Raw genomic sequence first — 22,608 nt, forward strand, 5'->3', positions numbered from 1 at the left:
GCGTGATTAGCTCAGCAACACGGCAAGCACCAGACCCAGCAGGGCCAGCCAGAGATACCATTGCACCTGTCCGTTGTGCAGATAGGCCAGCAGGCGCGCGGTCAGGCGGGCGGTGGCGGCGGCCAGATGCAGGCTGCCATCCAGCAGACGCTGATCACTCCAGCGCCACAGCAGGTGTTGCGCGATAAACTGCAAGGGGGTGCGCAGGGTGCGCTGATAGAGCGCATCGACATAATAGGCATTGGTCAGCAGATTCTGTAGGCCGAAGGCCATTGGCGCGCCTGCCGGGGCCGGTTGATAACGCGACCCGCCATAGCGCCAGACGGCCAGACCCAGACCCGCCAGCGCCAGCGCAATGGCTAATCCGGCAACCCCGCCATGCCATCCCGCCAGCGCGGGCATGATGGCGGGAGCGGGTAACAGGGTGTGCAGATAGCCGGGAACTGCCCAGAATCCGGCGACGAGCGAGCCAGCGGCCAGGAGTAATACCGGGATATTCATGTTCCAGGGGGCCTCATGCAGCTGTGCCCTGAGTGCAGGCTCAGTACGAGGTTGCCCTAAAAATACCAGCCACAGCAGGCGGAACATATAAAAGGCGGTCAGAAAGGCACTGAGCGCCGCCAGACCCCACAGCACGCCATGTCCGCCCTGACTACTGGATAAGGCAAACCAGAGGATTTCATCCTTGGAGAAAAAGCCCGCCAGCGGGGGCAGCCCGGCAATGGCGGCGGTGGCGATGGCAAAGGCGATAAAGGTCAGCGGCAAAGCCCGCGCCAGTCCGCCCATTTTGCGGATATCCTGCTCGCCCTGCAGGGCATGAATCACACTGCCCGCCGCCAGAAACAGGCAGGCTTTAAAAAAGGCATGGGTGAACAGGTGGAAAATCGCAACCCCATAGGCGCCCACCCCCAAGGCGATAAACATAAAGCCTAATTGCGAGACGGTGGAATAGGCCAAGACCTTTTTGATATCGGTTTGCACCAGGGCCACGGTGGCGGCAAACAGGGCAGTTGCCACGCCGATACTGGCAATGATGGCCAGGGCCAGCGGTGCGGCTTCATAGACGCCGCTCAGTCGCGCCACCAGATACACCCCGGCGGTGACCATCGTGGCGGCATGAATCAGGGCCGAGACCGGAGTTGGCCCGGCCATGGCATCAGCCAGCCACACATGCAGGGGAAGCTGTGCGGATTTACCCATCGCGCCGATAAATAACAGCAGGCCGATTACGGTGGCGGTGATGACCGGAATGTCTTCGTGGAGAAAGTGTTGCTGGATGATGTCCAGTTGCAGGCTGCCCACCAAGCTAAACAGGGCAAAGATGCCCAGCAAAAAACCGGCATCGCCGATACGATTGACGATAAAGGCCTTTTTCCCGGCCTTGGCATTGAGCGTGTCCTTAAACCAAAAGCCGATGAGCAGATAGGAAACCAGCCCCACGCCTTCCCAGCCAACAAACACCACCAGCAAGGAATGCCCCAAGACCAGCAACAACATGAAAAATAAAAACAGGTTGAGATAGGCAAAATAGCGGGCATATCCGGCATCGCCTTTCATATACCCGCTGGAATAGAGGTGGATCAGGCTGCCGATGCCGGTGACAATCAAGGCCATCAAGGCACTCAGGCGATCCAGATAAAGATCAATGGCAAAGTGATGTTCGCCGATCACCGCCCAGGTGAATAAAGGCTCAATGAGCGCCGCTTCCGGATGAGCTTCCAGGGCCCACAGCGCCCGCACGGCAAAGCCAAAGGCCAGCAGCGGCAATACACAACCAATCAGCGTCACGGCTCGCAAGGCCACAGGATCACGTCGCCCGGAAAGCGCGATCAAGCCGTTGAGCACAAAACCCAGCAATGGCAAGACAACAATCGGGGAAAGCAAGGCCATCAACAGATCACCCCTTCAGATCGGCATACAGGCCGGGATCAAGGCTGCGCTTCTGGCGCACCAGCAGCACCACAATGGGAATCGCCAAGGCAATCTCGGCAGTAGCGACCACAAACAATAAAAACACCAATACCCCGCCGGATACGGCCGCCAGCTGATAGCTAAAGACCACCAGACTCAATAACACCGCATTCAGCATCAACTCCATAAACATCAGCATAATCAGCAGATTGCGGCGAATCATCAGCCCCAGCAGGCCGATGGAAAACAGCGCCAGACTTAAGCCCAGCAAGAGATTGAGCTTATCCATCGTGGCTGACCGCCGGGGCTTTAAGCACTGCGACCACCGCCACCACCGCCACCACCAGCAGCACCGAGGCCAGCTCAAAATACAGCCAGTAGTCATTGAGAAACACCTGCGCAAACTGTGCCAGCGCAAAGGGGTGTTCTTCGCTGGACAGCGTGCCTAAGCCCTCGTGCAGACTGGGTTGCAGATGCACAGAGAGCACCAGCAGCACGGCCACAAAGCCCAGGATACCCGGCCATTTCATCTTGGATAGCGGCAGGCGCAGCACCCGGTCTTGCCGATCCAGCAGCATGATGGCATACACCATAAACACCATCACCGCGCCGACGTAAATCAGCACCTGGAATATCGCCACCACATGCATGTACAAGGCCGCATACAGCGCCGCCAACGACAGCATGGTGGCAATCAGCGCCAGGGCCACGCGCATCGGATGCGTCTGGGTCAGCATCAGGGTGGCGCTCCCCAAGGCCAATAGTGAAAATAGCACAATCACCAGGGTGTGTAAGCTCAGCATGATCTTTATGTCTATCGGGTTAGGCGGAGGCGGCCAGCAGACGCTCGATATCCGGGGCGATTTTTTCCGGGGTGGTGGCCGAGGCGTAGCGTTTCACCGGCTGGCCGGAACGATCCACCAAAAATTTCGTAAAATTCCATTTCACCGACGCAGAACCCAAAAAACCTTTGGTCTGCTGTTTTAGAAAGGCAAACAGCGGGTGAGTCTGTGGCCCATTGACTTCAATTTTGGCAAACATCGGAAAACTGACCCCATAGTTTACCTGGCAAAACTGACCGATGTCCTCGGCACTGCCGGGCTCCTGATGGCCAAATTGATTACAGGGAAAGCCCAGCACCTGAAAGCCCTGCCCGGAAAAACGCTGCTGTAAGGCCTCAAGCCCGGCATACTGCGGGGTAAAGCCACAGCGGCTGGCGGTATTGACGATCAGCAATACCTGCCCCTGATAGGCACTCAAGGCCTGCGGTGTACCATCCAGACGTTCGGCACTGAAGGTATAAATGCTTTGCTTCATCAGCGTTCTCCAGATTAGGATTTGCCAGACTATCTGGCCAATCACGACGCCTGTACAATAGCATATTGCTTCGATTCGTTAAAAAACATCAAATACACCGAATGCCGACAGGCCCGCAACACCGGCTGCATTGATTGACTCGTTGCTTCTGCCATTTATTGTAGAGACACATACGCTCATGTTTTCCTTGCTTTTTTGGCGTGAAACCCTCACGCACATCCGGCGCAGCACCGTCCCTGTGATGCTTTTAGCCGTGCTCTCGCCCAGTCTGTGGGCCCAGGCGGCGCCAATCCAGACCCTGCCGGCGCCGATTGCGCAAGCCATGCAGCGGCATAATATCCCCGCCAGTACGGTGGGTATCTGGGTACAGGAAATCGGGGCCAATGCCCCCATCCTGGTGCATAACCCCGATACGCCACTGAATCCGGCCTCGGTGAGCAAACTTCCGGCAAGCTTTGCCGCCCTGGCTGAGCTTGGTCCCAACTATACCTGGAAGACCGAATTTTATACCAACGCCCCCATTCGCAATGGCGTCTTGCAGGGGGATTTATGGATCAAGGGGCATGGTGATCCCTTCCTGGTGGCCGATGAAGTTTGGAAAATGCTGGGTGCCTTACAACGACGCGGCATCCGGCGCATCGAAGGCGACCTGGTGTTTGATCTGAGCTACTACAACCTGCCTTATGAAAATCCGGGGGCCTTTGATAATCAACCGTATCGCGCCTATAACCAGACACCCCATGCGCTGCTAACCAACTTCAATACCATCACTCTGGAGATGGAACCCGAGGGCACACAGCTACGCGTGGTCACTGATCCGCCGCTGGATGGGCTGCGCATCGATAACCGCGTACAACTGACCGATAGCAAGTGTGAAAGCGGGCAAAACACCATCAGCTACAACGTCGTGGAATCAGTCAGTGGGGTGCGCCATATCGTGCTTGAAGGGCGCTATCCGCGATCCTGTGGGCGTTATCGACTGGTACGCACCGCACTTGCGCCCGAGGCCTACACCAATGCCTTGATCCGTGCCCTCTGGAAGCAATGGGGCGGGGAGATTCAGGGCGGCTGGCGTACCGGCACCTGGTCTAATCCGCGCAGCCGTCCCTTGCTGGTGCATGAATCGCGCACCCTGGCCGAGGTGATCCGCATGGTCAACAAGTTCAGCAACAATGTCATGACCCGGCAAATGGCCCTGGCGCTGGGGGCTGAAATGTACGGCGCCCCCGCGACCTGTGACAAGGCCTCTCGCGCCGTCCTCAAAGTGCTCAACGATCATGGCATCGATACCCAGGGCATGGTCATGGACAATGCCTCAGGGCTTTCGCGCAATAATCGCATCAGCGCCCGTCAACTGGCGCAGCTTTTATGGATTGCCCGTGAACACACCTTCATGCCCGAGTTTGTTTCCTCGCTGGCCCTGGTCGGTCAAGATGGCACGGTGCGCCGTCGCTTCCAGAGCGGCCCGAAAAACGGGCGCATGCATCTTAAAACCGGCACCTTGAACGGCGTGTCTGCCGTCGCGGGCTATGTGCGCAGCAACAGCGATAAAAACATGCTGGTGGTGGTGCTGATCAATCACCGTGAGGTTCAGTGGGGCAGCGGTCGCGAGCTGCAAAATGCGGTGCTGGCGTGGGTCTTCAATCACTGAGTCGCGTGCAAAAAACGGTGACATCGTGGGATTTTTTGTTAAGATTCCCTCTCAATGTCTCTAAAAACCATTAAGGTCATCACCCTATGCAAGCAGAAGAGAAGCAACTTATTGACGGTCTTTTTGATCGCTTACGTCAGGCGGAAGAGCAAACCGGGCCACGTCATGCCGAAGCTGAGGCCGTGATTCAGGACGCCGTGCGCCGCCAGCCCGCTGCACCCTATTACATGACCCAGGCCATCCTTATCCAGGAACATGCCCTTGAGCAGCTTAACCAGCGGGTACAGGAACTGGAAGAAGAACTCAGCCGCCGTCCACAACAAGCCAGCAGCGGCAGCTTTCTCGGCGGTTTGTTTGGCGCGGGCAAGGCAGAGCCTGCCGCCGCCGCCCCGGCAGTGCCACAACGGCGTTTTCAGCCACCACCCGGCGTGACGGTTGGCGGACAACATGCACCGAATGCGATGGCCGCAGGCACACCCGCCGCCGGCGCTCAACCGGCCCAAGGGGGCAGCTTCATGGGTTCGGCCATGCAAACCGCCGTCGCAGTAGCGGGCGGTCTGGTGATCGGCAGTATGCTGTCCAATATGCTATTTGGCGATGATGGCGCGGATGCGCTGGCAGAAGGCGCTGATTTAGCCGGCGATACGCTGGCAGACGCCAGTTCTGCGGTGGAATATGATGATATTCCGAATACCTCCCTGCCTGAAGACGATGGCGGCGGCTTTGCCGATATGGATTTTGGAGATTTTGAGGACTAAGCCAGCGGGTATTGCAGTTCCCCTCCTTGCAGCATGGTGACACCTTTCCGGTGTCGCTTTAAAACCGGCGAACGCAAGCTGCGTTCATGACACAAGGAGGGGCGTCTTTTTCAGCGGTATTCATCCCTTTGCATCGGTGGCCCGATTTCCCCATGTTTCGACCCCTTGAGCTGTATATCGGCCTCAAATACACCCGCGCCAAGCGGCGCAATCACTTCATTTCCTTTATCTCCTTGATCTCCATGCTGGGCATTGCCCTGGGGGTTACGGCACTGATCACCGTGCTATCGGTGATGAACGGCTTTGAGCGCGAGCTGCGTGAGCGAATTCTCGGCATGGCCTCACATGCCACTATCTCGGAATTTAATGCCCGCCTGCGTGACTGGGAATCGCTGCTGGGGAGCGTTGCACAGCATCCCCGTGTGGTTGGCGTGGCGCCCTATGTACAGGCGGAAGGGATGCTGTCCAGCGGGCCGCAGGTCAGCGGTGTTTTGCTGCGTGGCATCCTGCCTGAATGGGAGAAACAGGTATCCGATGTGGATCAGCACATGGTGTTTGGTGCCATGGAGGATCTACAGGGCGGGGCTTTTGGCATTGTATTAGGGCGTGAGCTGGCGGTTCTGCTGGGGGCGGGTGTAGGGGATCGCGTTACCCTGGTCACGCCACAGGCCGCCGTGACCCCGGTGGGGGTATTGCCCCGCCTGCGGCGTCTGACCGTTGTGGGCATCTTTGAGATCGGCATGTATGAATATGATCGCGGCACCGCCTTTTTACACCTTGACGATGCCCGCCTGCTGTATCAGATGGATGAGGAAATCAGCGGGCTGCGTCTGAAACTGGATAATATGCTGCAAGCCCCGGCCATTGCCCGCGAGGTCGCCGCCACCCTGCCGGGTTATTATTGGGTCAATGACTGGACCCGCCAGCACGCCAATTTTTTCCGGGCGGTGCAAACCGAAAAAGTGGTGATGTTTGTGATTTTGTCGCTGATTGTGGCGGTGGCCGCCTTTAATATTGTCTCCACGCTGGTGATGGTGGTCACTGACAAACAGGCCGACATTGCCATTTTGCGCACCCTGGGACTTACACCGCTGTCGGTGATGGCGGTGTTTATGGTGCAGGGTACATTGATTGGGTTGATCGGTACGCTGCTCGGGGTGCTTGGGGGCATCAGTCTGGCTCTGAATGTGGAGGTGATTGTGGCGGGCATCGAGCAATTATTTAATGTCCACTTTCTGCCGCCGGATGTGTATTACATCAGCCGCTTTCCCTCGGAATTGCGTCAGTTTGATGTGTTGCGTGTCGCCGGGCTGGCCTTTGCCTTGACCGTGATTGCCACGCTGTATCCGGCCTATCGTGCCTCGCGCACCCATCCTGCCCAGGCGCTGCGCTATGAATAAACACCCAGACCCAGGCCAGGCCGTTTTGCAGTGCCAGCAGCTGGTCAAGACCTTTCGTGAAGGCCCCTTGCATGTAGAGGTTTTAAACGGGGTAGAGCTGTGCGTGCAGGCCGGAGAAAAGGTCGCCATTATCGGCGCCTCGGGCAGTGGCAAAAGCACCCTGCTGCATCTGTTAGGCGGCCTGGATACCCCGGATCGCGGTGAAGTGATCATCTGTGGTCAGGCCATGCACCGCCTTGGATCCGCGCAGCGCGGCCACCTGCGCAACCGCCATGTCGGCTTTGTCTATCAGTTTCATCACCTCCTGCCCGAATTCACCGCCCTGGAAAATGTCGCCATGCCGCTGGTCATCGGCGGCAGCTCCGCCAAAGGTGCCAAGGCCGAGGCATTACAGCTGTTACAGGCCGTAGGCATGGGCGAACGCATCGCCCACAAACCAGCAGAGCTTTCCGGCGGCGAACGGCAACGCGTCGCGATTGCCCGCGCCCTGATCACCCAACCCAAGATCGTGCTGGCGGATGAACCCACCGGCAACCTGGATCGAAACCGCGCCAAGGCAACCTATGAACTGATGCTGGAACTCAACCAGCGCCGGGGAACCGCCTTATTGATGGTCACCCATGACCCGGAACTGGCCGCCTGCATGGATCGGGTGTTATTACTGAGCGAGGGCCGCTTACAGCCCACGAGCATACAAAAAAACACCGCGCACCCGGAATAAATCGCCATCCTTCAGGGCGGCGCGGCGGTCAATGCGATGGCGTCTTGATCAGCGTTTGTGCATGGCGCATGAGAGAGATCACCGCATTCCCCTTAAAGGCGCTGTCAGGGCGATCATAAATATTCAGCGTGCGCTCGTCACGATGTTGACTCTGGCGCATGATTTGCCAGTTTTGTGCTTCAAGCTCACGCGCTGCGGTGATAAACCCGGCGCGCAGAGAATGCGTAGACAGTTGCGCCCAGTGCGCAATGCCAGCAGCGCGGGCGCGTTCTTTGATGATCCGGTTCGCACTGGGGTGCGTGAGTGGCGTGTGGCGCAAGGTGCGATTGCGATCAATCCCGCGAAAAACATAACCCTCATGGATTTGGCTGGCCGCCAGCCAGGCGCGCAGCGCCGCCAAAGGGCATAACTCAGGCGCGCCCTCGACAAACGCCTTGGCGGCGCGGTGTTCATTGAGTGGATCCGTCTTGGTCGGCCCCATGTGAATCAATAACCCCTCATCCACCCATTGCAGCTGTGCCACCTTAAGCGCGCTCAATTCCGATTGGCGAAAAGCGCCGAAAAAGCCCAGCAACAGATAACAGCGATCCCGCAAAGCCCGTTGATCCTGCCCACAGCCTTGCACCATCTTCCACAACTGCTCCAGCTTCAGCGGCGGCACCTGCTGCGTTTGCCAGCCCTGCTGTTGCGCATGATGGCGATGAATCCCACGCAACACCGCCCGCACCTGAGCATCTTGCGTGGGATCGGGGGCGTTGAGCAGCCGATGCGCAAAGGACAGCGCCGCCACACGGTGTGATAGAGTGCTGGGTGCCAGACACTGGGCATGATCGCTGAGATACGCAGCAATCATACGGCTGGACGTAGGCAAAGGCTGCGCAATCCCGCACCAGGCGCAAAAATGCTCAAGCCCGGCGCGATAGCCGCGTAAGGTATTGTCCGCCCAGGATTGGCTCAGCCAGTATTGCGTATTCTGCGGATTCACCTGCCGGGCCTGCGGCATCATCTCCACCAGCCAGGCGGGAATATCTCTTAGCGGTTCAGTGGTAGACATAAAGCTAACCTGCGATGCGTTGAATGTTTGCACATCATCGAGCTGTATTTGGATATAAACATAAAGAAGAAAATGGCTTATAGTGCCTAAACGGCGTTGTGTAAACAATGCCAGGTACACTCTAAATTGCGAGGTTATGCCCATGTATTACATTGTCAATACGACCCAATCCTTTGCTCATACGGTCGCTGCCTTGGAAGCGGCGGTCAAGCGTCACCACTTTGGTGTGCAGCATATCCATGATATCGGCACCACCTTGAGAAACAAGGGGATGGAGTTTACCGAGGAGTGCAAGGTGTTTGAGGTGTGCGATCCGGTCTATGCGACGCAGGTCCTGGCGCTGGATTTGCGCATCAATATGGCATTGCCGTGTCGTATTTCGGTCTACACTGAAAACGGGCAAACCCGCGTCGGCTTTATCAAACCCACGGATATGCTTAGCAGTTTGTCAGATCATCCGGCATTGATGGACATCGCCACCCATGTTGAAAATGCCATGATGCAGATGGTGGATGATGTCCGTTAGGCATGTTACCAGCCGCCTTGTCGATCGGCTTTGTTGAGTTCGATGAGGTTCATCAGTTTGCGCGGGAAACCCCGGCCTTCAGGCCGGGGAGGATGTCAACTGCAGGATGTTCCCAAAGGTCACATGCGGCTGTCTTTTATCGCGCATTTCAAAGCGCTATAGCGCTTGGTGACGTTCGCTTTCCGTGGGAGCGCGCAGCACCCGCTCCGCCCTGGGGTGGGAGCCCCAAAACTCTCCCCCTGCCAAGGGGGAGTCCCGCCGCAGGCGGGAATGGGGTTGGTTTTTTAAACACATAACCACCCCGCCCCTGACGGGGCACCCCTCCTTGAAAAGGAGGGGAGTTTTTGACGTGACGGCCACCCTGGGAGCGCGTAGCACCAGCTACGCATTAAATACGCTAAACCCCACGAGGCCTGCGGCCTCGATGCGCAGCTGGTGCTGTGCGCTCCCGGTTACTCCACGTCCCACGCTTTTAACTGTTTGAGCACATGAAGATTCAAGGCGCGCAGGTTGGAAACCCGCCGTCCGTCGATGTTGCGCTCGTGGGGTTGGTCACTGAGCAAGATGCCATGCGCCCGCAGTTCCCGTTTAAACGCGGGGATGGAGTATTTCATTAACCCCTGAGCGGTGTCGCGCTGTTCTCCCAGATATTGCAGGATGTGGTTTAAACGCACCAAAACCACGGGTTGATCTTCGATGCGATCTCGGTGGAAGGTGGTGAATTCGCCACGGCTGACGGCTTGTGACCAGTGTTTGAGAATGGCCAGCCACGGCGGGTCTGCGGGGGTGAATGCGTCTGTGGGGATAGCGTGTGGAACATCCGTGGAAGGCGGTGGTGGCGGGGGTGTGGATGAAACGGGATGGGCGTTTATATCCGCTTCCACAGCTTTTCCACAGCGGACAAGGTCATGGTTTTTTAAGTCAATGACGGTTTTCAGTAAGGCGATCTGCTCCTTGAGTCGCTGGTTTTCCTGGTCGAGCTGCTCGCAAAAAAACGAGATTGGAGAATGCTTTAGCTTGGGTTTTGGAGCGGCAATTAGTCTGAGATGATGTTCCCGAAACGCCTGAATCACCCGCAATTTGAACGCTGGACTGATCCACATGGCGTAGTCAATCAGCAGGTCTTTATCGGCATAGGTACCGGGATGATTGCCTCCGTTGATGGTTTTTACCGGCTCAAATGGCGCTGCGTCATCATTACTCAGATCTGTGTAATGTATAAGCGCCTGGATTAAATCTCGCGTCTGCTGTAGCCGCAGCCATAAAAAGGGTTCGTGCCTACGTTCGCCGCCCGAGGCTTTATGCAGATCAGTGATGCGGTAACGGCCTGCGCTGTCTTGCGCGATGGCTACGCCGTTAATGGTCAGGGAGATATGAGGATTATCAGAGGTGTGAAACATTGTATTGCCAACTCCATACAGATTCGGGAAAACCCGGCCCAGATGGGCGCGGGGACTGTATGGGTTAGCAGACCGGGCACAAGTAACCGGCGCACCTTGCGGCGCCCCACACACTCACCCGCATGGAGAGGTGCGCATGATGGAACAGGAAAAAACCGCAATGCGGTTTTATTGCATGTCCACTTGTGCTGAAGGGCTGCTAAACCCGCGCAGCGGTAAACCGCCACCGCGCTACTTTACCCAAGCCCCCGGCCTAAAGCAACTTCCATGGCCGGGTCTGCGTAGGCGAACCACGGCGGCATGAAGGAGAGTCGGGATCGATCAAGGCCACCCGCCGGGACCAGGGCTCCACTTCGTTAAACTTTGCCTTGCGGGTCTTCTTGGCGTGCTTTACAAAGCCCGCCTCGTTCAAGCCCAACGGTTTCATCGTGCGCTCTGTTGCTCCGTGAGGTGGGTTCAGTGATTATCCCAGGCGGCGGGACTTAATCAGAGGTTCCTTAGTGGTAATCAGTTCATTCTACTTCGTCGGGCCCAGCTTCAGTCCATTTAAAGCAGATCCTGTATTGATCGTTCACTCGAATCCTGTGTTGCCTCTTTTTGTCGCCAGACAAAGCTTCCAAACGTTTACCCGGAGGAACTTTCCTATAACATACCCTAGTGTACGCTTCCCCTCTTTTGTTCGCGTGTGCCGTAGCTTGCACCACAGTCTCCGCTCCACCAGAAGCGCAACACTCGGTAATGGTGGGTGGTTAACCCTTACCATGCCGGGACTTTCACCCGACCAGATGCGCCACGCTTTGCGCGGCGCGCTAACGCCTAGCTCAGCCGAGAAGCGCCGCATCGCGGCCCGACGTCGGCTGGAACGCCGTGTTATGCCTGTTTTTAGTTAATCGGCGCATCTCATATTTGGCGTAACTATTCTGTGCCATTTTGAGTGGCACTCCTGACAGAGGTAAGAGCGTGGCCATTTTTCGGACTCACCACCAAATAAAGCGTATGGCGCCCAATGGTGATTCTCTGCGCCTTCTTTACCGCACACCTCACAACTTGGAAGCTTCCAAGTTGTTTTTATTTCGCACGGTTCAACTCCTGCGTCAATCACAGACTGGCACGCAACGAAATGCGTTGTTCTGTGAGAGCAGTATCCACAATAGAACACACAGACATTGTGGCCCCCTGAATTCTTGGCCTTGCCTACCAGCCATTGTTTCTCAAACCCGCATTCAGGGCAAGGATAGTCGGGCCACTCAAAAGGTTTTTTGCCATGAAAAATTTCCCGTTCCGCGCTGGAATCACTATTGGCCCATGCAGTAATACTTATCTGCATGGACATGAAATTATCATGATCTTTTGCAATGACTGTGGAGCAATCGATCCTGTCATTATTTATAAATTACCTGGTGAAAAAGAGACGGCTATTAATGCTTGGAATCATAGGCAGTCGCAGTAGGAACGCCGGTTACCCGACGTGCGGTTTTCCCGCACCGGGCTCCTCATTCATACTCACACGCGCAGAGGGTACAATGTACCCTGTAGATATTTTCGCCAGGAAGGTTTGCCTCTTATAATCGAGCCCTACATTGTCCCGAAGAGGTTGTCTTTGACGAATATGCATGACTGTCACCCCCTTATCGAGTTCGATCGCCTCTTGGATGAGATCAAGAACCTCTTCTTTGGTTTCCGCTGCCGCGATGCACCCCCGGAAGATCAGGGACATATGCACCAAAACTGCTCGGGCCTTTCTCAATACTAACATCGTCAGAAAATACCCTGCCCCGACATTCCGCATCAATTTTCATGACATACTTAATACGCGGGTAGTCCTGAAAATGGTAGTGCTGGATGTGGTAAGATGTAGTAAGATGTAGAGGAAATGGGTTCTAAAGAGCAAAAAGCCATGCAGTGTCCTTCGTGTCATTCAGAGAATGTGATTAAAAATGGCCGTATCCATAACCACAAGCCGAAATTCGCGTGCAAGGCGTGTGGTCGGCAATTTGTCGAAAATCCCCAGAATCGAATCAGTGAGGATAAAAAAGCGCTGATTGATAAACTCTTATTGGAAAGAATTTCACTAGCCGGTATTGCTCGGGTGGTTGAGGTTTCAGAGCGTTGGCTACAAAGCTATGTGAATCAAAAATATAAAGAAACCCCTCGAAAGGTGCAGGTAAAAAAAAACCTAAAGGGAAGCTTGTGATCCAATGCGATGAACTGTGGTCTTTTGTAGGAAATAAGCATAACAAACAATGGGTTTGGTTAGCAATCGATCAAGAGACGGGCGAAATTGTTGGCGTGTTTGTCGGGGATCGAAGTCGGCAAGGGGCCCAAGGGCTTTGGGAGTCGTTACCTGCGGTGTATCGTCAATGTGGTGTGTGTTACACCGATTTTTGGGAGGCCTATCTGGGGGTATTGCCTACACAACGCCATCGGGCCGTTGGAAAAGAAACCGGCAAAACCTCTAAAATTGAGCGCTTCAATGCCACATTAAGACAACGTGTATCTCGCTTCGTCAGAAAAACCCTGTCATTTTCAAAAAAGCTCGAAAACCACATCGGCGCTATCTGGTATTTCGTTCACCATTACAATGAAACCTTGTCTGTCGCTGCTGATTGACTATTCACTATCTTGTGCAGGACTACCCGAGGTGTTTGTGGTGAATTTGATAGTGGCTATATCGCCTGATACCTCAATCGAGTACGTGTAAATGAATACGTTCGGCACCAAGACTTCCCCGCTGGTCGTTGCCACAGGTGAGCTGAGGTCAGCAATCAGTGGATTGCCACCGACGAGCAGTGATTCCGTGTTCCCATTGACGAATTTGGTTTTGTCAAAACTGAGGTAGACCCCATTGTCAAGACAAAAGGTGGCCGAGTTAAAGTTATCGCCTGCCCCTCACTCTCAGCTGCACAGCGCTGCCCTGATGCCGCAGATTCACCGTCGGTAGGCGTCACCGCCCCGGGCCGTATTTGTCTACGATCAATGCACCTCCTCCCTGCCGGGTCCTGTAGACCGTTGCTGGCGTCTCGTCGGCCTGTGCTTGGTGCGGGCGCTCTTCGTTGTAAAATGAGAAGTCTTCCAGTAGCCCAAGAGTCACCTCACGCAGGTCAGCGTCGCCTTTGAGGTCGGTGTCCTCATGCTTCACCGTTCGCCAGAGCCGCTCTACGAAGATGTTGTGAAAGGCTCGCCCTCGGCCATCGATGCTGATCGTCATGCCTTCACGCTTGAGCACGCTGGTGAATGGCTCCGCCGTTTTCTGAGCGCCTTGGTCGCTGTTGAAGACTTCAGGAGGGCGGTTCAGCCGCAGGGCTTCCTCAAGACAGTCGAGGCAAAAGCTCGCATCGATGGTGTTGCTGAGCCGCTCACTCAAGACCTTTCGGCTGTACCCGTCGATGATCGCGACCCGGTCGCAAAAGCCTCGCGCTAGCCGCACGTACGTGATGTCAGTGCTGCAGGCCTGGTTGGGCCGAATGACCTGAATGCCACGCAACCGGTACGGATAGACTTTGTGCTGCGGGTGCGGGCTGCGGGTGTGAGGGCCCGGCGCGATCGCCGCCAGTCCCATCCGGCGCATCAGTCGCTGCACGCACTTGCGGTTGACTTCATGGCCCTGTGCCCGCCGCTCGGCTACTATCCGGCGGTTCCCGTAGAGCGGTCGCCGCGTATAGATTTCGTCGAGCAGACGGCACAGCAGCAGCGCCGTCGCGTTCTCCTGTGATGGATGGCGATGCGCGTATACGGTCGCTCGAGCTACCTCCGCCCGCTCACACTGCCGCACGATGGAGCGCGCACCCTCCGCCTCAATCCAGCCCTGGCGGCTCATGGCAGGGTGATCCCTGTTTTTTTTGAGCCAGTCCCCGTCCAGCTCCATCTTCAGGCGGCCCATCTCGCTGTAGAGCCGATCCGGCGAGTCCTGCTCCGCTGCCGGTTTCGGACCACGCTTGCCCTCAAAGCGCGTACCTGCCTGCTCAACGATTGCCTTCTTCCACTTGCTGACCTGCACCGGGTGAACCCCGTAGGCTTGACCCATCTCGTTGACGGTCTTGACCCCATGGATCGCCTCACGCCCGACCTTGGCCTTGACTCTCGGCGTTGTATGTGTTCCGCTTCTTCTTTTCGCTCATCTCTTCGCTACCCCATGCTGGAGGCTTTGTCATCGCTTAAGCTGTTGTCCAGATTTCGGGGTCCACTATCTTTGTCGGCATCCCTGGCCAGCCAGACACCTGCAACACAGGGTCGTAAGTTAATGGCGGCAGCGGTGTTGTATGTGGTGGCGGGGTGTCGATCAGGTTTTGTGCATAACGCGCCAGAATCACCAGCTCATCTTCGATGGTTTTAATGTGTAGGTTGATTTTTTCACTCACCGAGTGGGTGGAGTGAGTCAGCAAGGATTCATAAACTGCCTGCAGTTGTGTGGCAGTAATCTGGGTTGATTGCTGACTGAAGCCCTGCAGCTTTAAGTGAACTAACGCCAGTGAAAATACAGAAAGCAACACCACCGTCAGGGTGGCAAGCAGCATCATGCGCTGGCTGTAGTTGGCCTTTTTGAGAGGTGGTATGGTTTTCATTGCCAGGCTCCTCTGGCCTTTTTTCTGTTGGTATCAGGCACAGAGATGGCTAAAATGACGGCAATTTATCCAAACCCGCCGCCAGCGAATACACAAAAAACGAAATGGGCCTGCACTGAATACGAAAATGCCTCTTCGGGGCTTTGTTTTCCCTATATTTTGCTAATTCAATCCTATGAATGCTTGCTCCCAGCCTGCACCACGCCTTTTGTTTGGTGATGCCAAAGCCTTGAGTCAACGTAACTTTCAGGCGTTGGCTGATCAGTTTTCTCCCACGAGCACACGGGATGAGTACGACACTTCCAGCACGGCAAACTTTTTCTACAAAGGCAGTTCGCTGGCCATGGACGGGCTCATTTTTTACCATTCCGTCATCAGTAACTTGTTTGTCAGCACTCGCCTTGACCATTACACGTTGAGCCTTGTCTTTACAGGTAAAAGTCATGTGCAAGAGGGTCGCCGTGGGTATGCCATTACTGCTGCTCCTAAAAACCTAAACAAAGTTGCTTATGCGATTTTTAGGCACTTCGCTCTCCGTTGATAACACCCTTGCGGGCGAGCAACTGGAGTCCTGGTTGAGCAGTCCCAACCGAATGGCCGGTCAACACCGGCAACATGGGCGGTTTCAGCCGTCGAAACCCAGCTTGCGCCATAAAACTTGCCTCGGCGTTCATCCTGAACAGAGAACAACTTTGCGATTCGACTTAGACCCCGACCATGGAACGCGAAACCTTCGCGCTTGTAGATAACCTATCTACAATGGAGAATTCTGATAAAGAATGAATAAAAAATCAAGAACTGTTTTTTGCTCCCACTAAAGCCGTGCTGATACCGCCAGGCATTCCCTTGCAGCGTTGGATCAGCCCGGAATGTCTGGCCATAAACCTTTGCATTAGCTTTGACCTTAACCGCCTGAATCGTGTCAGCCTCGCCATGCAAGGTGGCGAAGGTTTACCGGTGACACCAACTCACTTGAGCACCGTAAAGCTCCAACATGGCCCCATCAACTTGCGGCAACTGTTCCAGCAATTGATCCAGAAAATTGACGCCCTGGATGCTAATCCTGCATTACTCGCTGCTTCAGGCTTTGATGACCAGGTTTATCGTTCATTGGTGATGGCCCTGCAACCGAAAGTATTCCTCAAGGAGTATGTAGCGGAAACAGACGGTCTTGCAGCACAAAGGATCAGTGCGCTGAGCGCCTTTGAGCGTTATGTCGAGGAGTATCTGTTAAGCCCCTTGTCATTGACTGAAATGGAAATCATGCTCGGTATTTCAGCGCGTGCGCTGCAGTACGCCTGCCTCAAACGCCACGGTTGCTCACCGATGACCTACATACGCAACCGCAAACTGGATTATGCCTATCAACAGCTGCTGCACCGCCAAGGCAGTACCAAACTCGCGGATCTTGCGGCGGAGTTATATTTTTCCAGTCAATCCCGGTTCACCCGCTATTTCCGTGAGCGCTTTGGCATAAAACCATCAGAACTGCTGGCAGGCCCTGGCAATCTGTCGGATTTAATGCCCGAGATGAGATAATAACCGTCAGTGCATATGGCTCGTGGATTGAGCATGAGCAACTGCCGCTGATGCCGTTGCCTTGCGTTTCATGGTGTTTTTGCTGGCCGGTACGGGGTAGGTCAAGGCATCCCATAAACTCATGTTTGACATGAGGTTGCGAAAGGTTATAACCGTTGCATTCAAGCTGTTTTCACTGCGGTCTGCCCAATCCCTCTGGGGCGCCTTATCAGGCGGTGATTCTGGGGGAGTTGCGCACGTTCTGCTGTCCCGGTTGCCAGGCAGTGGCGCAGGCCATTGCTGCTGGGGGGCTGGAGGCTTATTACCGTCAGCGCAGCGCAAGCGCTCAGGCCGTGCCTGTGCCGTCTGCAGAGCAACAGCAGCGTCTAGCGCTGTATGACCATCCGACGCTGCACGCCCGTTTTGTGATCTCGCAGCCCGATGGCACGCAGGAGACGGCGCTGCTGCTGGAAGGGATTGTCTGCCCGGCCTGTATCTGGCTCAATGAGCGCCATATCGGTGCATTGCCAGGGGTGCTGGAATTTTCGATCAATTACACCACGCACCGGGCGCGGGTGCGCTGGGACCCACAGCATATCCGCCTGAGCGAGATTCTCGCCGCCATTCAGCAGATTGGCTATCAGGCACACCCTTATGACACTGAGCGCCGCCAGGCCGCCTTTGAGCGGGAACGCAACGCGCAGTTGCGCCGCCTGGCGGTGGCCGGACTGGGCACCATGCAGGTGATGATGCTGGCGGTGGCCTTGTGGTTTGGGGCCAATGATCCTACGCAAGGCGAGATCATGCAGTTTTTACGTTATACCGCGCTCGTCATCACCACGCCGGTGGTGTTTTATGCCGGGAGCATATTTTTTCACAATGCCTGGCGTGATCTTCAGGCCCGGCGAGTGGGCATGGATGTGCCCATTGCCCTGGCGATCGGCTCAACCTATCTGGCCAGTGCCTGGGCCACGCTGGCCGCGCACGGTGAGCACGTCTATTTTGAATCGGTCAGCATGTTTGTCTTTTTTGTGCTGCTCAGCCGGTATCTGGAGATGATGGCCCGCCAGCAGGCCGCTCAGGCCAGCGAGGCGCTGGGCAAGGCCGTGCCCGCCATGGCATTGCGGATTCAGGCCGGTGAAGAGTGCTGGGTGGGGGTTGCCGAGCTGCGCGTCGGGGATCAGCTGCGCATCCGCCCCGGCGACCCCATTCCCGTCGATGGGCGGGTGCTTGAGGGGGACTCGGCAGTCAACGAGGCGATACTTACCGGCGAATCCTTACCGCGAAGGCGACGACCGGGAGATGCTCTCATCGGCGGCAGTATCAACATGAGCAGCCCGCTGGTGATGGAAGTTACGCATGTGGGTCAAGACACCGTGCTGTCGGCAATGCTGCGCTTGCTGGATCGGGCGCAGAGCGAAAAGCCCCATCTGGCCCAATGGGCACAGCGCGGCACCGGCTATTTTGTCAGTGCTGTGCTGCTGCTGACGGCCGTCGTTGGCCTGATCTGGTTTTTGTGGATTGATCCGACGCGGGCGTTTTGGGTGATGGTGGCGATGTTGGTGGTCAGCTGTCCATGCGCCTTGGCGCTGGCCACACCGGTGGCGATCACCGCAGCGGTCGAACGACTCGCCAAGCAAGGGGTCTTGGTCACGCGAGGCCATGCCTTGGAAACCCTTGCGCAGGTGCAGCAGATCATTTTTGATAAAACCGGCACCCTGACCACCGGCCAATTACAACTTCAATATGGCCATTACTTTGATCCAGCGCACACGGAGCCCTATTGTCACGCTCTGGCCAAGGCGCTGGAACACGGCAGTGAACATCCGGTGGCCCAGGTGTTTCAGGCTCTGTCGCCTGAGATAACCATCCGGCTGGACGATCAGCAGCGCGCCGTGACCGGCGCCGGCATTGAAGGTCGGCTCAACGGTCAGGCCATCCGCATCGGCTCCCCGGCCTTTGTGCTGGAATTGGCGCCCCGCAGTCCGGCACTGATCCGCCAACTGCATGAATATGCACAACAATACCCCGCCGCTACGCCCGTCCTGTTGGGCAACCGTCAGCAAGTGCTCGCTCTGTTTGGTCTGAGCGACACCTTGCGCAGTGATGCCGGGCAGGCGATCCGCCAGCTTCAGGCACACGGTTTGGCGGTGCGCATCCTCTCCGGCGACAGTCATGCCGCGACCCAGGCCATCGCCCAACGCTTGCAGATTGCGCAGGCTCAAGGGGAATGCACACCCGAGGATAAAGTCCGCGCCCTGCAGGCCGCCCAGACACAGGGCCACATCGTGGCCATGGTCGGCGACGGCATTAACGATGCCCCGGTACTGTCACAGGCCCATGTTGCCATTGCCATGACCAGCGGCGCCCATCTGGCACAAAATAACGCCGATATGCTGCTATGTTCTCAACAGCTGAGCGCCTTGCCACAGGCGGTACACAAAGCCCGGCAAACGCTGCGCATCGTGCGCCAGAACATCACCTGGGCCATCGGCTATAATCTCATCGCCATCCCTATTGCCGCCACCGGCCTGCTCACCCCGTGGCTTGCCGCCCTCGGCATGTCCGCCAGCTCCCTGCTCGTCGTTCTTAACGCCTTACGCTTGCGCAAATGATCCTATAGAAGGTCGCTATCGCCGATAGCAAAGTGGCCCATGGGATACAGCGGCTAAGCCATTACCGTGATATGACTGCCGGGAATATTGGGGCTTGGAAACATCGCTTGGATGCGTTCCAGCAGGCTTAGCTGTAATTTTTGCGCCCCAAATGTGCGCACTTTGGTTTCATGAAAAATGGTGTGCAGATTGAAGTCAGTATTGCCTGACTGCGCTTTTTCGCGCTGTTTTTGTAAATTTTCTTCAGCCAGCTCGCGCCGCGCCTGCAGTTCCATGGCCCCGGCTTTGGCGGCAACCTGATAATCTTGCGGCGAGGGATCGACCGGGGCCAACGCCGCACGACGAATCGCCTGAGCCTTGGTGATGGTGGCTTGCGGATCATTGGGCACCGGCGAGACATTGATACTGACCTCACCACCGACCGCATAACGCCGTCCATCTGGGCCCACCCTATATTCATAGCTGGCCGGCTTGGTGACATATTGCCCGCCAGCGACCACATGCGCCATTTCATGCGCCCGCACCGCCTGATCACGCACCCGCAGCTGCTCCACCTCGCGCTGTTCCTGTGGGCTTAGCTCGCTCAGGATGCGCTCGCCGGGCGTTTGTGCCTGCTGTTCTTGCGGCTCTTCTTCTGCAGACGCCTCAGCAGGACTTTCTCCTCCCGGCTTTTCCGTCTCGGCACGCTGAGGCAGCGGTGGTGCCAGGGAGGCACTCTGCTGCCCATGTGGATGGTCAGCCGTTTGCTCTGGCGATGTCACCTCTGGAGGTATCACCGCTGAGGATGTGACCGGTTTGGGAGCGGGGCCGCGCAATAGGTGCGGCATGGCGCTGACTGAATAGATTTCCATGGAAATGACCCTCCGCTAAATCATCAAAGCGTTATCGCTACACTGTGGGACGTTTTAAAGCTTCTTCAACCGCCATGCGGCTGGCCTGACCCTGTAACACTTCAATCAAGGCCAGCGCAAAATCCATCGCCGTACCGGGACCCCGCGAGGTAATGACATTGCCATCCATTTCCACCGGCGCGCCGGTCAATTCGGTGTCTGCCAGGTGCAGCGATTCCAGCACACCGGGATAACCTGTGGCACGACGCCCATCAAGCAGGCCCAAGGCCGCCAGAACTTTGGGCGCCGCGCAGATGGCAGCGACATAGCGCCCCTCGTGATGCAGCTTTTGAAGCAGCGCCCGGATGCGCGGATCATGGTTGAGATAATCCGAACCGGGCAAGCCACCCGGCAACACCATCAAATCATACTCGCCGCTGGCGGCCTCTTCGAGCGTGGTATCCGGAATCAAAACGGTCTGATGCGAACAGGTCACCGGCCCGCCTTCCAGGCCAGCGGTGACCACCTCAATGCCTGCACGGCGCAACAGATCAATCAGGGTAACAGCTTCAAGTTCTTCACAGCCTTGGGCGAGGGGGATAAGGACGCGTGCCATAGGGTTTTCTCCGGTTTGCTTTGATATAGACAGTTTTTGCCACGGTTTTGATCGGGGTGCGGCCATCGACAAAATACAACAAAGCCTCACGATATTCATAGATCCCACGTTCACAAAGGCTTCAGCGTTATGGTCATCCGTGCAGACCACGATACGAGCGCGAGCACGCACCTCTCGTATAGAATCCTGAGCGCGGTTTGTCCAGTACATGCGTCATCCCCGTTTGGTGTTGCGCAGGAAAAAACGCGGCTTCTTTGGGCATTAGGCGGTGCAAGGCCTTATAATAGGCCGCATTTGCGCGCAGGCGGCGCGTGGTGTCTTTAAATTTTAATTTTCAGGAAAGCAAACCATTATGTCCGATATTCAGGCCCTACCTAAAACGAAAGATGCCTTGCATGCCCTGGTCGAGCAGGTCTTGCACGAGGCCCGGTTGGCCGGTGCAACGGCGGCGGAGGCGGCGGTAAGTTGTAATACCGGGCTTTCGGTGAATGTGCGTCTGGGTGAGGTGGAGACGCTGGAATATCATCAGGATCAAGGGGTGGGGGTCACGGTGTATCTGGGGCAGAGCAAGGGCAGCGCCAGTACCTCGGATCTCAGCCCGGCGGCCTTGAAAGAAACGGTGGCAGCGGCCTGCAGGATTGCCCGCTATACCGCCAATGATCCCTATGCCGGTTTGGCGGATGCAGCGTTGATGGCGTATACCTATCCGGATCTGGATCTGGATCATCCGTGGTCGTTAAGCGCAGAAGAGGCGATTGCCTTGGCACGTGCGTGTGAAGATCATGCGCGCAGTGTGGATGCGCGCATCACTAATTCTGAGGGAGCGGGTGTGGATTCTTTCCGGGGGACGGCCGTGTATGGTAATTCCCACGGCTTTATCGGCGGCTATACCAGCACGCGCCATGCGCTATCGTGTACGGTGATTGCGCAGCAGGATGAGGATATGCAGCGCGATTATTGGTACAGCGTTGCGCGCCAGGCCGAGGGTCTGGCGTCTGCCCATGAGATTGGCAGCAAGGCCGCCCAGCGGGCGCTGAGTCGTCTGGGAGCGCGGCAGCTGTCCACCCGGCAATGCCCGGTATTGTTTAGCCCGGAGGTGGCGCGCTCGCTGATTGGGCATTTCATCGGTGCGGTGCGCGGCGGCAGTTTGTATCGCAAGGCTTCATTTCTGCTGGACAGTCTGGGGACGCAGGTCTTTCCGGCGCAGGTGCGTATTCATGAGGCGCCGCATATCCCCATGGCGTTGGGCAGTGCGCCCTTTGACGGTGAAGGGGTGGCGATTACGGCGCGCGATCTGGTGCGTGATGGTGTGGTGCAGGGCTATGTGCTCAGCGCCTATTCGGCACGGCGTCTGAATATGCAAACCACCGGCAATGCCGGCGGCGTGCGCAATCTGAGCATCGACCCCACACATCTGGATCAGGCCAGTCTGCTGGCGGAGATGGGCACCGGCCTGCTGGTGACGGAGTTGATCGGCCAGGGCGTCAATAGCGTTACCGGGGATTATTCGCGGGGAGCCTCGGGCTTTTGGGTGGAAAACGGGGTGATCGCCTACCCGGTGCATGAGATTACCATTGCCGGTAATCTGCGCGAGATGTTTATGCACCTTGTCGGCATCGGCGGTGATATTGACCCGCGCGGCAATATCCGCACCGGCTCGCTGTTGCTGGAACGCATGACCCTGGCCGGGGAATAACGGTGGCGGATGCCTGATACGTTCGCCAGGACA

The 22,608-nt window shown here is 56.6% G+C and carries 21 protein-coding genes; 9 read left to right on the forward strand and 12 right to left on the reverse strand.

Annotation, left to right across the window (positions count from 1 at the left end; translation table 11 throughout):
• Positions 1-6: 6 nt before the first annotated feature.
• Genes nuoL through THISIDRAFT_RS10300 form a run of 4 tightly spaced genes read right to left on the reverse strand, consistent with a single transcriptional unit; the run spans position 7 to position 3,228 of the window.
• Positions 7-1,890, reverse strand: coding sequence for an NADH-quinone oxidoreductase subunit L (gene nuoL, locus THISIDRAFT_RS10285; protein WP_006787067.1), 1,884 nt, complete (start codon positions 1,888-1,890; stop codon positions 7-9).
• A gap of 7 nt (positions 1,891-1,897) precedes the next feature.
• Positions 1,898-2,200, reverse strand: coding sequence for an NADH-quinone oxidoreductase subunit NuoK (gene nuoK, locus THISIDRAFT_RS10290; RefSeq protein ID WP_006787068.1), 303 nt, complete (start codon positions 2,198-2,200; stop codon positions 1,898-1,900).
• Positions 2,193-2,714: an NADH-quinone oxidoreductase subunit J family protein gene (locus THISIDRAFT_RS10295; protein ID WP_006787069.1), complete on the reverse strand. Its 522-nt coding sequence runs from the start codon at positions 2,712-2,714 to the stop codon at positions 2,193-2,195. Before THISIDRAFT_RS10295 ends, nuoK begins: the two co-directional genes overlap by 8 nt.
• 19 nt (positions 2,715-2,733) lie before the next feature.
• Complete coding sequence (locus THISIDRAFT_RS10300) at positions 2,734-3,228, reverse strand: glutathione peroxidase (RefSeq protein WP_006787070.1); 495 nt, start codon at positions 3,226-3,228, stop codon at positions 2,734-2,736.
• 178 nt (positions 3,229-3,406) lie between these two features.
• Between THISIDRAFT_RS10300 and dacB the strand changes: the two genes are divergently transcribed.
• The 4 genes from dacB (at position 3,407) to lolD (ending at position 7,758) form a co-directional block, all read left to right on the forward strand.
• A complete protein-coding gene (gene dacB, locus THISIDRAFT_RS10305) occupies positions 3,407-4,879 on the forward strand; it encodes a D-alanyl-D-alanine carboxypeptidase/D-alanyl-D-alanine endopeptidase (RefSeq protein WP_006787071.1) in 1,473 nt (490 codons plus the stop codon).
• 86 nt (positions 4,880-4,965) lie between these two features.
• A complete protein-coding gene (locus tag THISIDRAFT_RS10310) occupies positions 4,966-5,637 on the forward strand; it encodes a DUF2076 domain-containing protein (RefSeq protein WP_006787072.1) in 672 nt (223 codons plus the stop codon).
• A gap of 152 nt (positions 5,638-5,789) precedes the next feature.
• Complete coding sequence (locus THISIDRAFT_RS10315) at positions 5,790-7,037, forward strand: lipoprotein-releasing ABC transporter permease subunit (RefSeq protein ID WP_006787073.1); 1,248 nt, start codon at positions 5,790-5,792, stop codon at positions 7,035-7,037.
• Positions 7,030-7,758 (forward strand): lipoprotein-releasing ABC transporter ATP-binding protein LolD, encoded by a 729-nt coding sequence (gene lolD / locus THISIDRAFT_RS10320; RefSeq protein ID WP_006787074.1) that lies wholly within the window; start codon positions 7,030-7,032, stop codon positions 7,756-7,758. Before THISIDRAFT_RS10315 ends, lolD begins: the two co-directional genes overlap by 8 nt.
• Before the next feature lie 28 nt (positions 7,759-7,786).
• Here the strand turns inward: lolD and THISIDRAFT_RS10325 are convergent, their stop codons facing one another.
• Positions 7,787-8,812 (reverse strand): tyrosine-type recombinase/integrase, encoded by a 1,026-nt coding sequence (locus THISIDRAFT_RS10325; RefSeq protein WP_006787075.1) that lies wholly within the window; start codon positions 8,810-8,812, stop codon positions 7,787-7,789.
• Between the two features lie 142 nt (positions 8,813-8,954).
• On the opposite strand from THISIDRAFT_RS10325, the gene THISIDRAFT_RS10330 reads away from it, so the two are divergent.
• Positions 8,955-9,338, forward strand: coding sequence for a DUF302 domain-containing protein (locus tag THISIDRAFT_RS10330; protein ID WP_006787076.1), 384 nt, complete (start codon positions 8,955-8,957; stop codon positions 9,336-9,338).
• 452 nt (positions 9,339-9,790) lie between these two features.
• Here the strand turns inward: THISIDRAFT_RS10330 and THISIDRAFT_RS10335 are convergent, their stop codons facing one another.
• On the reverse strand, positions 9,791-10,738 hold the full coding sequence (locus THISIDRAFT_RS10335; protein ID WP_006787077.1) for a KilA-N domain-containing protein: 948 nt from the start codon (positions 10,736-10,738) through the stop codon (positions 9,791-9,793).
• 512 nt (positions 10,739-11,250) lie between these two features.
• Positions 11,251-11,442, reverse strand: coding sequence for a type II toxin-antitoxin system RelE/ParE family toxin (locus THISIDRAFT_RS14855; protein ID WP_336245408.1), 192 nt, complete (start codon positions 11,440-11,442; stop codon positions 11,251-11,253).
• Between the two features lie 1,193 nt (positions 11,443-12,635).
• Here THISIDRAFT_RS14855 and THISIDRAFT_RS10345 point away from each other — a divergent pair.
• Positions 12,636-13,348 (forward strand): IS1 family transposase gene (locus THISIDRAFT_RS10345; RefSeq protein ID WP_139063993.1). Its coding sequence is split into 2 segments (ribosomal slippage): positions 12,636-12,906 and positions 12,906-13,348, totalling 714 coding nucleotides; the frame shifts between segments, so codons are not numbered across the junction.
• A 334-nt stretch (positions 13,349-13,682) separates the two neighbouring features.
• Here the strand turns inward: THISIDRAFT_RS10345 and THISIDRAFT_RS10350 are convergent.
• The 3 genes from THISIDRAFT_RS10350 to THISIDRAFT_RS10360 all read right to left on the reverse strand — a co-directional run bounded on the left by THISIDRAFT_RS10350 (position 13,683) and on the right by THISIDRAFT_RS10360 (position 15,745).
• Positions 13,683-14,856 (reverse strand): IS3 family transposase gene (locus THISIDRAFT_RS10350; RefSeq protein WP_246585372.1). Its coding sequence is split into 2 segments (ribosomal slippage): positions 13,683-14,816 and positions 14,818-14,856, totalling 1,173 coding nucleotides; the frame shifts between segments, so codons are not numbered across the junction.
• Between the two features lie 36 nt (positions 14,857-14,892).
• Entirely contained in the window at positions 14,893-15,300 is a 408-nt protein-coding gene (locus tag THISIDRAFT_RS10355; protein ID WP_006788949.1) for a hypothetical protein, read from the reverse strand.
• Positions 15,301-15,349: 49 nt separating this feature from the next.
• A complete protein-coding gene (locus tag THISIDRAFT_RS10360; RefSeq protein WP_221913997.1) occupies positions 15,350-15,745 on the reverse strand; it encodes a hypothetical protein in 396 nt (131 codons plus the stop codon).
• Positions 15,746-16,233: 488 nt separating this feature from the next.
• Here THISIDRAFT_RS10360 and THISIDRAFT_RS10365 point away from each other — a divergent pair, with 488 nt between their 5' ends.
• Both THISIDRAFT_RS10365 and THISIDRAFT_RS10370 read left to right on the forward strand, forming a co-directional pair.
• Positions 16,234-16,839 (forward strand): helix-turn-helix domain-containing protein, encoded by a 606-nt coding sequence (locus tag THISIDRAFT_RS10365; protein WP_139063926.1) that lies wholly within the window; start codon positions 16,234-16,236, stop codon positions 16,837-16,839.
• 155 nt (positions 16,840-16,994) lie between these two features.
• Positions 16,995-19,433 (forward strand): heavy metal translocating P-type ATPase, encoded by a 2,439-nt coding sequence (locus tag THISIDRAFT_RS10370; protein ID WP_006785999.1) that lies wholly within the window; start codon positions 16,995-16,997, stop codon positions 19,431-19,433.
• 53 nt (positions 19,434-19,486) lie between these two features.
• Here THISIDRAFT_RS10370 and THISIDRAFT_RS10375 read toward each other — a convergent pair whose 3' ends face one another.
• Together THISIDRAFT_RS10375 and THISIDRAFT_RS10380 are read right to left on the reverse strand one after the other, a co-directional pair.
• Complete coding sequence (locus THISIDRAFT_RS10375; protein ID WP_006786001.1) at positions 19,487-20,284, reverse strand: putative metalloprotease CJM1_0395 family protein; 798 nt, start codon at positions 20,282-20,284, stop codon at positions 19,487-19,489.
• 37 nt (positions 20,285-20,321) lie between these two features.
• Positions 20,322-20,879, reverse strand: coding sequence for a DJ-1 family glyoxalase III (locus THISIDRAFT_RS10380; RefSeq protein ID WP_006786004.1), 558 nt, complete (start codon positions 20,877-20,879; stop codon positions 20,322-20,324).
• Between the two features lie 352 nt (positions 20,880-21,231).
• Here THISIDRAFT_RS10380 and pmbA point away from each other — a divergent pair, with 352 nt between their 5' ends.
• Positions 21,232-22,575 carry a metalloprotease PmbA gene (gene pmbA, locus THISIDRAFT_RS10385; protein WP_006786006.1) on the forward strand — a complete coding sequence of 448 codons (1,344 nt, stop codon included), beginning with the start codon at positions 21,232-21,234 and terminating at the stop codon, positions 22,573-22,575.
• Positions 22,576-22,608 lie beyond the last annotated feature (33 nt).

Source organism: Thiorhodospira sibirica ATCC 700588, assembly GCF_000227725.2.
In the GTDB taxonomy this organism is placed as follows: domain Bacteria; phylum Pseudomonadota; class Gammaproteobacteria; order Ectothiorhodospirales; family Ectothiorhodospiraceae; genus Thiorhodospira; species Thiorhodospira sibirica.